Origin of the sequence: Nonomuraea sp. NPDC049784 (assembly GCF_040659615.1) — a bacterium.
Lineage (GTDB): Bacteria > Actinomycetota > Actinomycetes > Streptosporangiales > Streptosporangiaceae > Nonomuraea.
The window spans coordinates 1-11,779 of sequence record NZ_JBFAMX010000297.1 but is presented as its reverse complement, the minus strand read 5'-3'; the positions used below and the strand labels follow the sequence as shown (position 1 = coordinate 11,779).

Here is an 11,779-nt window from a genome sequence, read left to right as displayed (position 1 = left end):
GCAGCGTCCGCTCCGCCCACGAGGCCTTCCGCCACCTCGACCCCTGATCCCCGGCCGTCCCGCGCGGCGTTCCCCCGCACCCCGGCTGCTGCCCCTTCGCCCGTCACCTGCCCCGGACGGCACCCCTCGGCCGAAGTACGGCGCCTCGCCTTCGTGCGGCGCGTAGTGCCGTCTGCCCCCCAAGCGACCTCAGCCGAAGTACGGCCCGCACTTCGGCTGGGCTCCCTAGGGGTGAGTGGTGAAGGGGACAGCCCCCAGGGAGCGAGAGCCGTCAGGTGGGGCGGGCGGTCTCCAGGAGGAGGTCGCACAGCGCGTCGGCCGCGTCAACGCGGCCCAGCTTCGCCGCCGCCTGCCCCATCGTCTGGCGCAGCTCCGGGTCGGCGAGCAACGGCATCAGCTCGGACAGCAGCTGCTCGGCAGAGGGATTCGGCTCGAGCAGGGCCCGCGCCGCTCCCGCCGAGGCCAGGTACCCGGCGTTCTTGCGCTGCTCGTCACCACCGGTCGGGATCAGCGGGATCAACACGGCGGGCTTGCCGATGGCCGTCAGCTCCGACACCGTCCCGGCGCCGCTGCGGGAGATCACCACGTCGGCCGCGGCGAACAGGTCGGCCAGCTCCCCGCCCACATAAGGCACCGGATGGTAGCGATCGGCCAGATCAGGGGGCAGCTCCACGGCCCGCATCTGGTCGATCCACGCGGGCCCGCACTGGTGCACGATCTGCGCGTGCCCCAGCAGCCGCGGGAGAATCTCCGCGATCAAGGTGTTGATCTGCTTGCTGCCCTGCGCGCCGCCCGTCACGTAGATCAGCGGCACCTCGAACGTCAGCCCGAACAGGTCGTACGCCGCCGCCCTGTTGCCCTGCAGCAGCTCCGGCCTGATCGGGTTGCCCGTCACCACGGCCTTGGACCGCGCCGAGGCCGGCAAATAGTCCAGCGACGACTCGTGCGACAGCGCGATCCTGGTCGCCAGCCTGGCCAGGATCCGGTTGGCCAGCCCGATCACGGTCGTCTGCTCGTGCATCACCAGCGGCCGGCGGATCAGCTTGGCCGCCACGCCGATGGGCACCGCCACGTACCCCCCAGTCGACAGCACCACATCGGGCAGGTAGCGGGCCGCGTGCCCCACCGCCTGCAGCACCCCGATCGGGATGCGGAACACGTCGGCGATGTTGGTGCCCAGCTCCTTGAGGTTCGGGCGGCGCCGCAGCTTTCCCGTCGTGATCGCCTTGAACGGGATGCCGTGCTCGGCCGTGATCCGGGCCTCCAGGCCGTTGGCCGTGCCCACCCAGAGAACGTCGTGCGGCACCTGACGTCGCTGGACGGCCGCAAGGGTGGTCAGAGCCGGATAGGTGTGACCACCGGTGCCGCCGCCGGTGATCAACAGTCGCAGGGTTCGTGACATGCGATCAGATTATTGCCGCACAACGGAAACCCGTGTGCCCGGTCGAGGAGTCAGGCGTGTTGGAGGTGCGGGCGGCCACGCGGTAGCGGTTGCAGTAGGAGTCGTGGCACATGTACGAGCCGCCGCGGATCACCTTCGCCGTGCCCTCGGCGGGACCGGCCGGGCTGTCGGCGAACGGCTCCCATTCCGTGCCCCACCAGTCGGCCGTCCACTCCCACACGTTTCCGGAGACGTTGTAGAGGCCGTACCCGTTGGGCTGGAACGACTTCACCGGCACCGTCCCCTTGCTGGGCGCGGCCGGGAAGGGGCCCTGCCAGATGTTGCAGCGCTGCCGCCCCTTGGGCGCCAGCTCGTCGCCCCACGGGTAGCGCTTGCGCTCCAGACCGCCGCGGGCCGCCATCTCCCACTCCGCCTCCGTGGGCAGCCGCTTGCCCGCCCACGTGGCGTACGCGGTGGCGTCGTTCCAGGACACGTGCACGACGGGATGGTTCTGCCGGTCGCCCACTGACGACCCGGGGCCCTCCGGCGAGCGCCACGTGGCGCCCTCGACCCCCACCCACCAGGGCGCGCCCGGCACGGTGGCGTCCATCACCCCGCGCGCGGCGAACTGACGGAACACGAACGACCAGCCGATCCGCTCCGCCTCGGTGGCGTATCCGGTCTCTTTGACGAACGTGGCGAACTGGGCGTTCGTCACGCACGCCGGGTCGATCATGAACGGCTCCAGCCGGACCTCCCGCACCGGCCCCTCGCCGTCCTCGGGCCGCCCGTCCGGGTCGTCCCCGCCCATGAGGAACGTCCCGCCCGGTACGCGGACCATCCCGCGCGGCGCCTCCCGCCGCACGGCGATCCCGACGGGCTGCCGGTACGGCTCCGCGGCGGCTCCGTCTCTGCTCGGGCCACAGCAAGCGCTCAAAGATCCCCCAAACGTGTCACGACACCTAGGAAGGGTAGTCCCTGAGACATGCCCACGATCACGCGGCCGCCCCAGGTCACGGCCGCGCAGTCGCCGGCCCTCACGCTCGGCCACTTCAGGCTCCGCTTCGCTGTCAAAGCCGCAGACCGGTAGCGTTTTCCCATGCGACTCGGCGTGCTGGACATCGGCTCGAACACTGTCCATTTACTGGTTGTCGACGCCCACAGGGGTGCCCGGCCCATGCCTGCCTACTCCCACAAGGAGGGGCTGCGCCTCACGGAATACCTGGACGAGGACAACCGGCTGGCCGACGAGGGCATCGAGCGGCTCGCCGCTTTCGTCGAGGAGGCCGTGCACTTGGCGGAGGACAAGGGGGTGGAGGACCTGCTGGCCTTCGCCACCTCCGCCGTGCGCGAGGCGGCCAACGGCGAGGAGGTGCTCGCGCAGGTCGAGGCGCGCAGCGGCGTGCACATCGCGGTGCTGTCCGGGCGCGACGAGGCCAGGCTGACGTTCCTGGCCGTGCGGCGGTGGTTCGGGTGGTCGTCGGGGCGGCTGCTGGCCTTCGACATAGGGGGCGGCTCGCTGGAGATCGCCGCGGGGGTGGACGAGGAGCCCGATGTGGCCGTCTCGCTGCCGCTGGGCGCCGGGCGGCTGACGCGTGACTGGTTCACCGGCGACCCGCCGTCCCCGGAGGAGGTGCGCAAGCTGCGCAAGCACGTACGCACCGAGATCGCCCGCACGGTCGGCGACGTCGCCAGATTCGGCGAGGCCGACCGCGCGGTGGCCACGTCCAAGACGTTCAAGCAGCTCGCCAGGATCGCCGGCGCGGCGCCCTCGAGCGATGGCCCGTACATCTCGCGCTCACTGTCCAGGGAGAACATGGCCGACTGGGCGATCAAGCTGACCACCATGGGCGCCGCCGAGCGGGCCCAGCTCTCCGGTGTGTCCGAGGGGCGGGCGGCTCAGCTCGCGGCCGGGGCGCTGGTCGCCGACGCGGCCATGGACCTGTTCGAGGTGGAGCGGCTGGAGGTGTGCCCGTGGGCACTGCGTGAGGGAGTGATACTGCGCCGGCTCGACCTCCTGCCCGGGCGGCTCGACCAGCTCAACGGCGGAATATCGGAGTAAGGCCGATATATCCCAAGAAATTGGCATAGAGCGCTGGTCGTCGGGCACTTTCGCCAAATGCTGGAAGTGATCGGCACGATCGGCTCCCTGATGACCGTGCTCCTGCTCATCGTCCTGGCCGTGCTGGCCATCTCGGTGGCCGCCCTGGTCGGCTTCGCGGTGCTGGCCGGCTCGATGGCCGACTGGCCCGGACTGTGGCGGCGGCTGACCCGGCGCCGGCCGCGGTTGACGCTGAAGCTCAGCGGGAGCGCGGTGCCCGCCCGGCTGCGGGCGGAGCTGAGCGGGAGCATGCCCCGGCTGCGCCGCCGCTTCCCGCTGGGTGGCGCCCACCCCAGGGAAGGCCGGGGCGGCGGGGACCCGCGCCGTTCGAGGCTCCACGCGCACCGCCCGGTGGAGCGGCACACCAACCCCTGACCGCGCCCGAAACAGCGCCGTCTTACGTGGCCATGAGGTGCTGGCCGGCCGCCCCGGGGGCGTACCGCAGCCGCTTTTCCAGGCAGACCACCGCCCCGTTCTCGTGCCTGTTGACGAAGCGGATGTCATCGGCGAGCGCGCGCATGATCTGCAGCCCGCGTCCGTGCTCGGCGCTGGGCTCGGGGGCGACGATCTTGTTCGGGTCCTTGTCCGCGGCGAACCCGTTTCCGGCGTCGATGACCTTGATGACGCACAGATGATCGTGGACGGTCGCGCTGACCGTGTAGTCGTCGCTCGGCTCCGCGTGCCTGATCACGTTGGAGCACGCCTCTGTGAGCATGAGCTCGATGTCATCGCGTACTTGCGGATCGACGCCGAGTGACCGCAGCGTGCCGTCCAGCATCTGCCTGGTCAGTGGGACACTCGCCGCATCCCTGGGCAACCGGAGCGCTATCGTGGCCTCCACTGCCGACTCTCCTCCCACTTGGATGCGTTTGAGCCTCCTGCCCTCGATCCGGTGAGCCAATCGTCCCCTTAGACGTTCAAAGTCCGAAAGCTATGGCTCCAGCAGGCGCCGGGCCACCTCCAGGGTGGCCTTGTGGACCTCGTCTTCGGAGAGCTCGCTCTCCTGCAGCAGCCACTTTCCGGCGTGCAGCGAGAAGAGCGCCATCGAACGGCTGATGCGCTCTACAGGCGTGGCGCCGGGCTCACTCATCTCGGTCGTGAGCTCCATCATCCTCTCGCGGGTCTTGATGAGCGTCGGATGGTCGCGCATCGCGGTCTGGTTGCGCTCCAGGAACCGGTGCACCCCGATGTGCCGGGTCCCCCTGAGCAGCTCGGCGTAGCGCTCGATCAGCTCGCGCCGCGCCTCCGGGGTCTTCGGCTGGCCCTTGAACCACGCGAGCAACTCCTCGAGCTCGGCAAGCCGGGAGTCGACGAGGCTCGCCACGATGTCGTCCTTCGTCTTGAAGTGGTAGTACAGGGCGGCCTTCGTCACCCCGAGCTCCTCGGCGATCTCCCGAAGCGAGGTCGCCTCGTAGCCCTGCTCGGTGAACAGCCTGAGCGCGACGTCCTGGATTCGGCTTCGCGTGTCTTCCCGCACTTCACACCTTTTCGACTTGACGGCCGGCAAGTAAGTATCTAATTTATTCTATGCTTGCCGGGCGGCAAGTAAGCAAGTCTGGAACTACATGGGGGTGTGTGGTGGCGGAGGCAGTCGGACGGCGCCGCGAGGTCATGGTAGTCCTGCCGGGGCTGCTGTTAGCGATGCTGCTGGCGATGCTCGACAACATGATCGTGGGCACGGCCATGCCGCGCATCGTCGGGGAGCTCGGCGGTCTGACGCATCTGTCCTGGGTCGTCACGGCGTACGTGCTGGGCACGACCGTCTCGACGCCGATCTGGGGCAAGATCGGCGACCTGTACGGGCGCAAGAACATCTTTCTCATCTCGATCGTCATCTTCCTCATCGGCTCGGCGCTCTGCGGCATGGCGGGGTCGGCGCTGCTCGGCGGGCCGGAGAGCGGCATGGGCGAGCTGATCGCGTTCCGCGCGATCCAGGGGCTCGGCGCGGGCGGCCTGATCGTGAACGTGATGGCGATCATCGGCGACCTGGTGCCGCCGCGCGAACGCGGCCAGTACCAGGGCATCATGGCCGGAATCATGTCGCTGGCGATGATCGCGGGCCCGCTGGTCGGCGGCTTCATCACCGACAACCTGGACTGGCGCTGGGCCTTCTACGTGAACCTGCCGATCGGCGCGATCGCGCTGGTCGTCATCGTGCTGCGGCTGCACCTGCCCAAGCTGCACAACAAGGTGCGCATCGACTGGTTGGGCGCGATCCTGCTGTCGGTCAGCATCACCGCGATGGTGCTCATCACGGCCTGGGGCGGCAACCAGTACACGTGGGGCTCCTGGCAGATCCTCGGCCTGGCCGCGATCGCCGTGGTCACCCTGGTCGCCTTCGTGGCGGTCGAGCGCAGGACCGACGAGCCGATCATGCCGCTGCAGCTGTTCGGCAACCGCAACTTCACGCTCATCTCGATCATCGGCTTCCTGCTGGGCTTCGCGATGTTCGGCGCGATCAACTTCCTGCCGCTGTTCCAGCAGATGGTGCAGGGCGCCACGGCCACCAACTCCGGCCTGCTCATGCTCCCGATGATGGGCGCCGCGATGGTCGTGTCGCTGTTCGTGGGCAAGGCCATCACCGCGACCGGCAAGTACAAGATCTACCCGGTGCTCGGCGGCGTCGGCATGGCCGTGGGCATGTGGCTGCTGTCCACGATGGACGTGGCCACGCCCGGCTGGCAGACCGGCGTCTACATCGCCGTGCTCGGCCTCGGCATGGGCTTCCTCATGCAGACCACGATGCTCATCGCGCAGAACAGCGTCGAGCAGAAGGACCTGGGCGTCTCCAGCAGCGCCACCACGTTCTTCCGGTCGATCGGCGGCTCGTTCGGTGTCTCGCTGTTCGGGGCGATCTTCAACAACCACTTCGTGTCCGAGCTGACCGGCCGGTTCGGCGCGCAGGCGGCCGATCGGATCGCCAAGAGCGGCGGCCGGATGGACCCCGCGGCGGTCGCGCACATGCCTGCCCAGATGCGCACCGGATTGCTGGAGTCGCTGGCGACCTCGATCTCCGGCGTCTTCTGGTGGGCCATCGCCTTCGCGGTCGTCGTGCCGGTACTGGCGGCGTTCATCAAGGAGATCCCGCTGCGCGGGGGCGGCCCCGTGGCCGCCTCGAACGAGAAGGCCGTCACCCCGGCGGCAGGCTGAACAGCCGGTCGAACGCGGTCCTCTTTGGAGAGATCGCATGAATAGGGCGTCAACGCCACCACGTGCACCGTGGCGTTGGCGCCCTCGGCATGCCGGTGGTGAAAAATAGGAGGCATGCGTCGGGCGTTTTGTGAACAATGCCCGCTATGCAGTGCTCCTTCAGTCGCGCACGCGTGGAAGACGCCCCGGCCATCCACGAGCTCATCGCCGCCTATGACACCGCGGTGATCGGCGCCCCCGACGTGACCCTCGACGACGTCGCCGACGAGCTGGTCGAGCCCGGCTTCGACCGCGACAAGGACGGCTGGCTGGCCCGCGACGCCGACGGCCGCCTCACCGGCTGGGCCTGGGCGCACCGCATCGGCGACGGCGACCTGGTGCACGTCCAGGTGATCGTACGCCCTGGGGCGGATAGGGCGCAGGGCCTGGCCGACGAGCTGTTGCGGCTGGTGATCGACCGGGCCCGCGAGCTGGGGGCCGAGCGCGGCCACGACCGCGTCACCGTGGATCTCGACGTCTTCCGCGCCGACGAGGCCAAGCCGGCCCTGGCCAAGGAGTTCGGCTTCGAGCCCGGCACCAGCTTCTACCGCATGCGCATCGACTACTCGGGCCCCGTGGAACCGCCCGTCCCCCCTGACGGGGTGACGCTGGCCACCGGGGAGAGCGAGGAGGTGCGGCGCGAGGCGCACAAGGTGCAGCAGGAGGGCTTCGCCGAGCACTTCGGGTTCGTGGCGGTCGACTACGACTCCTGGTACGCGCGCCGGCAGGGGCAGTCGGTCACCGACTGGTCCCAGCTCACGCTCGCCCGCATCGACGGGCGCCCTGCCGGGGTGCTGATCGGCAACAACCAGTTCGTCCCCGATGAGGACTGCGGCTACGTGGCCAACCTGGCGGTCCTGCCGGAGTTCCGGGGGAGGGGCCTCGGCCGCTTCCTCCTGCGCCACGCCTTCACCGCCGACGCCGCGCGCGGCCGGAGGGGGACGATTTTGCACGTCGACTCCAACAACACGAGCCCCGCACTGGGGCTGTACGAGTCGGCGGGCATGCGCCCGGTCCTCGTCATCGACGTCTGGCGCCGCCGCCTCTGACCCGCCCGCGCGGCGCCAGAAGCGGAGTCAGACGCGGTGGCGGGACAGGTGGTCCAGGACCGACTGGTTGGCCTCCCAGCCGTCCGGGAACTTGACCGGCACCCCCAGCTGTACCGGCTCCGCCGACGGGTGGGCGTCCAGGAGCTCCGCGATCCCCGCCCGGGCGACCACGACGCAGGCGTGCCGGTGCCGGGACGCCAGGACGCAAAGCCGCCCTGACTCCAGGTGGAAGGCCGTGGCGTCGCGCCGCCCCGAGAGCGGGTGGAGGACGATGGTCACGTCGTACTCGCGCCCCTGCAGGCGGTTGGCCGTGTCCACGGTGATCTCCGCGGGCACCCCGGCGGCCCGGATCGCGGCGACCTGGTCGCGGTGGGCGGCGCCGACGGCGATGCGGTCCGGCGTCACCGGGCGCTCGCCCTGCTCGGAGGAGGCCACGGCACCCCGCTGCAGCAGCCGGGACGCCAGCAGGGCCACCGCCTGCACGGCCTCCCCGTCCGTACGGACCGTGTGCCGGTTGGGCAGCTCCAGCAGCGCCCAACCCGACCGGGCCGCCTCCTCCAGGGCCCGGTCGTGCACGGTCCCCATGCCGCCGGTCATCAGCTCCAGCCGCCGATCACCATGCGACGTGCCCGAGCGGAACCCGGTGAACGGGTAGAACGCCTGCGACACCACCGGCGCGGCCGACGCGGGCAGCCGCCACGAGACCGGCAACCGGTGCACCGGCAGGTCCGGGTTGTGCCGCAGAAGGACCGACACCGCGCTCTGCAGCGGATCCCACGACAGCCCCGACCACCGGTCCCCGTCCACGATCGAGAACGGGTCGAGCTGTCCGGGATCGCCCACGAACAGCGCCCGCTCGAACAGCCCCGCGATCCGCAGCAGCTTGTCCGAGCGCATCTGGTACGCCTCGTCCACGATCGCCCACGGCCACACCCGATCGCCGATCCAGGCCCACTTGTCCGCGGTGGCGATGACGATGTCCGGATCGCCCAGATCCTGGATCCGGGTGCCGACCCGTACACCGGGCAGCTCCAGCAACCGCAGCGGCGGCACGTACCCGCCGGCCGACAGCCGGCCCACGGTCAGGTGGGGGTGCTTCTCGGAGATGCGGGTCACCAGGTCGTCGACCTGCTCGTTCGTCTGGGCGACGATCATCAGGGGCTCGCCGGTCGCCGCGATGTGCGCCGCCGCCCGTACCACCAGCGTGGACTTGCCCGCCCCCGGCGGCGAGTCGACCACCACGCCGCGGTGCCGGGGCAGGTCGGCGAGGACGTTCCTGATGACCTGCTCCGGGCTGCCGGGCTCTGGGCTGCCGGTCACGACCACTCCTCCTGCGCGTCCTCGTCGTCGGGCACGTACTCCTGCGGCGGCCCGCCGTGCGTCCACGGCGTGGCCTCGGCGTCGGGGAGGTTCGGGGAGCCCTGGAAGTCGTCCGTCAGCGAGGTGTAGCAGACGCGCTCCCCGACCTCGGGCACGGCTCCGGGCGCCGCCGTCTTGCCCCGGCCCATGCCCTTGGTGATCTTCAGGGTGACCAGGCCGTCGCCGGCCGACACCAGCTCGGCGCCCTGGCCGCGGCGTTGCGGGGTGCCCAGGGAGGTGCCGGGCGCGAGGCGTACCGGGTCGTCGGTCTTGATCACCACCAGCGGGCGGAGCTTGCGGGAGCGGCCTTCGCCCTCGGTGTTGTCGGGGACCGTCTCGACCACCTCGCCCGCGAACGCCTCCCCGGTGAGCCGGTACTCGGCCATGATCAGGGGGTCGTCGTACGCGCGCTGCACGTCGTAGGCGGCCTGGGCGCGTTCCATGCGGGCCAGCTTGGCCGCGGCGGCGATCGCCCCGTCGCGCCTGGGCTGCGGCGCCGCGCTCTCGGCGATGTGCGCCGCCATGCCGCTGAACGAGCCGCGGTCCTGCTCCCACCGCTGAGCCACGCCGGCCCCCTCGGGAAGCCCGGAGAGCAGGTCGATCGCCTGCCACATGAGCCGCCACGTCGGCTCCAGCTGGGTGCGCAGCGCCTCGGTGATCCGCTCGGGCGACCCGTTCTCGATCGCCGGGGCCAGCACCTCGGCGTCGAACCCCGGATCGGTCGCAGGCCCGGCGGGCGGCCAGATCAGCGGGTCCTCGGCCTCGTCGCTCGGCCCCGTGGTGATCCAGGCGAGCAGCGCGGCCAGGTTGGCGTCCTCCAGGGAGCTCTGCCCGCTCGCCCAGTGCCGCGCCAGCTCCTCGGTCGCCGCCGTCATCAGCGACGAGCCCGGGTACGCCGCCCGTTCCGCGAGGTAGGTCAGCCACCGCCCCAGCAGCGGCACCCCCTCGGGCACCGGATAGGGCCCGTCGGTGCGGCGGAAGCGCGTCGAGCGGCCGAGCAGCCTGGTGAAGGCGATGCCGGCCGGGTTCGGGACGATGAGCTGCGGCGCGTCCAGCGCCCGCTCGTAGGGGTCGGCGTTCTTGCGCTCCACCGTCTCGGTGTCGGCCACGAAACCCTCGATGTACGGCAGCAGCACCCCCGCCAGCTCGGCGGCCCAGGCGAAGCGCAGGTCGCGGTTGCGCGGCTGGGCCACCACGAGCAGCTGCGGCCGTTGTCTGTCGGTGCCGAGCATGGCGGCGAGGGGAGCGGCGGCCTCGCCCGACAGCTTGAGCGGGATGAACACCATCGGCCGGTCTGACAGACGGCAGTGCCTGACGGTCGCGACGGGCTGCGCAATGCCCTTGTCCAGGGCCCGCAGCCGCGCGAGCGAGGTCAGCAAACTCACGTGAGGCACTCCCTGCGCAGGCGTTCGGCGTTGCGGAGCTGCCGGGCGATCTCCTCCTGCCCCTCGGCGGGGTCGCGGGCGCCGTCGGCCAGCCCGAGCGCCTCCGCCACCGAGCCCACCCCGCCCAGCTCGTCACGCACCTGCCGGCCGAGGAGGTCGGACGCGCCCTCCTGGCGGGCCTCGTCCCGGCAGAAGAAGCACATGTCGCACGTGGACAGGCAGTCGGGCGCGTACCGGGCGGTGGTCCTGCGCAGCGCGTCGGCCAGCTCGGCCACGGGCCGGGTGGGCCGGCCGTCCTCGTCGGGCCGCAGGTCGAACGTCAGGTCGTCGGGCAGCCCCTCGAGCAGCCGGTCGAGCGTGGTCATCCGGGTGAGCTGGCGGCGCAGCACGGCCAGTTGCCTGCGCACGTCGACCAGGGTCGCGACGGGCCGGTTGGCGAAGTTCTCGGGGCAGACCAGCACCACGTCGTGCGAGACCTTCAGCGGGTCGTGGCCGAGCTCCTCCAGCAGCGTGCGCAGCGCCAGCACGTACACCGCCGCCTGCCGCGCGGCCGCCGCCACCGCCGACGGGTCGGCCTGCCCGTCGATCACCGCGAACGACTTGATCTCCACGATGTGGAAGCGGCCGCCGAGCTGGAAGGCCACCACGTCGGGCTCCAGGTAGGCGGTGTGGCCGGCGATCTCCAGGCTGAGCAGCGGGTGGTCGTACAGCGTGCCCGCGTCCTGGCCCTCGCGCGCCGCGCGGTCGATCAGCGCGCGGGTGTGGGAGTGGCGCAGATGGGCGCCGACGTTCTCGACGTCGTGGTAGGCGACCTCGGCGACCGGCAGATTCAGCAGCTCGCGGAGCATGCGCAGCAACTCCGCGCACCCGTCGGCCTTGACCAGTGACTCGAACACGTTGCCGCGCGTGATCGCGAACGGCGACTGCCCGAACGGCGCGGGAAAGCCCAGGTACCGGGCCGCGGCGTCCTTGTCGATGCCGGCGCCGTCGAGGAGTGCCCGGCGGCTGCAGCCGGGGTTGGCGGCCAGGGCCGCGATCGCGCGGGCGTCGTGCGGCCGCGGCGGCGTCGTGCCCCGCAACGCGTCGAGCCGGTACACGTGATCGCCTTCGCGCTTCAAGCCGCTCACTTCGCCTTCTCCCTCTTGATCGTGCTCAGCGTAGCGGCGCCGAACAGGCGAGCCGCGTCACCGAGCTGCGCCGCGGCGCGTTGGGCCAGCTCGGCGCGATCCCGCGTGTCGCGTTCGCCGTGCACGCGCAGCTCGGCGCGGGCCGCCTCGATGACCCGCTCGGGGTCGGGCGGGCCCAGTGTGCCGTC

At 71.1% G+C, this 11,779-nt stretch carries 11 protein-coding genes and 1 pseudogene; 4 read left to right on the top strand and 8 right to left on the bottom strand.

Annotated features, from left to right (window positions below; all coding sequences use genetic code 11):
- Positions 1 to 271: 271 nt before the first annotated feature.
- Both AB0J09_RS39280 and AB0J09_RS39275 read right to left on the bottom strand, forming a co-directional pair.
- A complete protein-coding gene (locus tag AB0J09_RS39280; RefSeq protein WP_360702547.1) occupies positions 272 to 1,402 on the bottom strand; it encodes a UDP-N-acetylglucosamine--N-acetylmuramyl-(pentapeptide) pyrophosphoryl-undecaprenol N-acetylglucosamine transferase in 1,131 nt (376 codons plus the stop codon).
- A gap of 4 nt (positions 1,403 to 1,406) precedes the next feature.
- Positions 1,407 to 2,222, bottom strand: a complete 816-nt coding sequence (locus AB0J09_RS39275) for a formylglycine-generating enzyme family protein (RefSeq protein WP_360702544.1) — start codon at positions 2,220 to 2,222, stop codon at positions 1,407 to 1,409.
- A 258-nt stretch (positions 2,223 to 2,480) separates the two neighbouring features.
- On the opposite strand from AB0J09_RS39275, the gene AB0J09_RS39270 reads away from it, so the two are divergent.
- Together AB0J09_RS39270 and AB0J09_RS39265 are read left to right on the top strand one after the other, a co-directional pair.
- The gene (locus AB0J09_RS39270) at positions 2,481 to 3,443 is read left to right on the top strand and encodes a Ppx/GppA phosphatase family protein (protein WP_360702541.1); all 963 of its coding nucleotides are present in this window, start codon (positions 2,481 to 2,483) and stop codon (positions 3,441 to 3,443) included.
- Between the two features lie 57 nt (positions 3,444 to 3,500).
- On the top strand, positions 3,501 to 3,857 hold the full coding sequence (locus tag AB0J09_RS39265; protein ID WP_360702538.1) for a hypothetical protein: 357 nt from the start codon (positions 3,501 to 3,503) through the stop codon (positions 3,855 to 3,857).
- 22 nt (positions 3,858 to 3,879) lie between these two features.
- On the opposite strand, the gene AB0J09_RS39260 is transcribed toward AB0J09_RS39265, so the two are convergent.
- Positions 3,880 to 4,323 (bottom strand): ATP-binding protein, encoded by a 444-nt coding sequence (locus AB0J09_RS39260; protein ID WP_360702535.1) that lies wholly within the window; start codon positions 4,321 to 4,323, stop codon positions 3,880 to 3,882.
- Positions 4,324 to 4,413: 90 nt separating this feature from the next.
- The gene (locus AB0J09_RS39255; protein ID WP_360702532.1) at positions 4,414 to 4,959 is read right to left on the bottom strand and encodes a helix-turn-helix domain-containing protein; all 546 of its coding nucleotides are present in this window, start codon (positions 4,957 to 4,959) and stop codon (positions 4,414 to 4,416) included.
- A gap of 101 nt (positions 4,960 to 5,060) precedes the next feature.
- On the opposite strand from AB0J09_RS39255, the gene AB0J09_RS39250 reads away from it, so the two are divergent.
- Positions 5,061 to 6,632: an MDR family MFS transporter gene (locus AB0J09_RS39250; RefSeq protein WP_360702528.1), complete on the top strand. Its 1,572-nt coding sequence runs from the start codon at positions 5,061 to 5,063 to the stop codon at positions 6,630 to 6,632.
- Positions 6,633 to 6,805: 173 nt separating this feature from the next.
- Positions 6,806 to 7,720: a GNAT family N-acetyltransferase gene (locus AB0J09_RS39245; protein WP_360702525.1), complete on the top strand. Its 915-nt coding sequence runs from the start codon at positions 6,806 to 6,808 to the stop codon at positions 7,718 to 7,720.
- A 27-nt stretch (positions 7,721 to 7,747) separates the two neighbouring features.
- On the opposite strand, the gene AB0J09_RS39240 is transcribed toward AB0J09_RS39245, so the two are convergent.
- The 4 genes and pseudogenes from AB0J09_RS39240 to AB0J09_RS39225 all read right to left on the bottom strand — a co-directional run.
- On the bottom strand, positions 7,748 to 9,040 hold the full coding sequence (locus AB0J09_RS39240) for an AAA family ATPase (protein ID WP_360702522.1): 1,293 nt from the start codon (positions 9,038 to 9,040) through the stop codon (positions 7,748 to 7,750).
- Complete coding sequence (locus tag AB0J09_RS39235; protein ID WP_360702519.1) at positions 9,037 to 10,464, bottom strand: hypothetical protein; 1,428 nt, start codon at positions 10,462 to 10,464, stop codon at positions 9,037 to 9,039. Before AB0J09_RS39235 ends, AB0J09_RS39240 begins: the two co-directional genes overlap by 4 nt.
- On the bottom strand, positions 10,461 to 11,591 hold the full coding sequence (locus AB0J09_RS39230) for a hypothetical protein (RefSeq protein WP_360702516.1): 1,131 nt from the start codon (positions 11,589 to 11,591) through the stop codon (positions 10,461 to 10,463). The genes AB0J09_RS39235 and AB0J09_RS39230 overlap by 4 nt, the downstream gene beginning before the upstream one ends.
- Positions 11,588 to 11,779: pseudogene (locus tag AB0J09_RS39225) on the bottom strand (hypothetical protein); the annotation flags it as partial. The gene AB0J09_RS39230 and the pseudogene AB0J09_RS39225, both read right to left, overlap by 4 nt.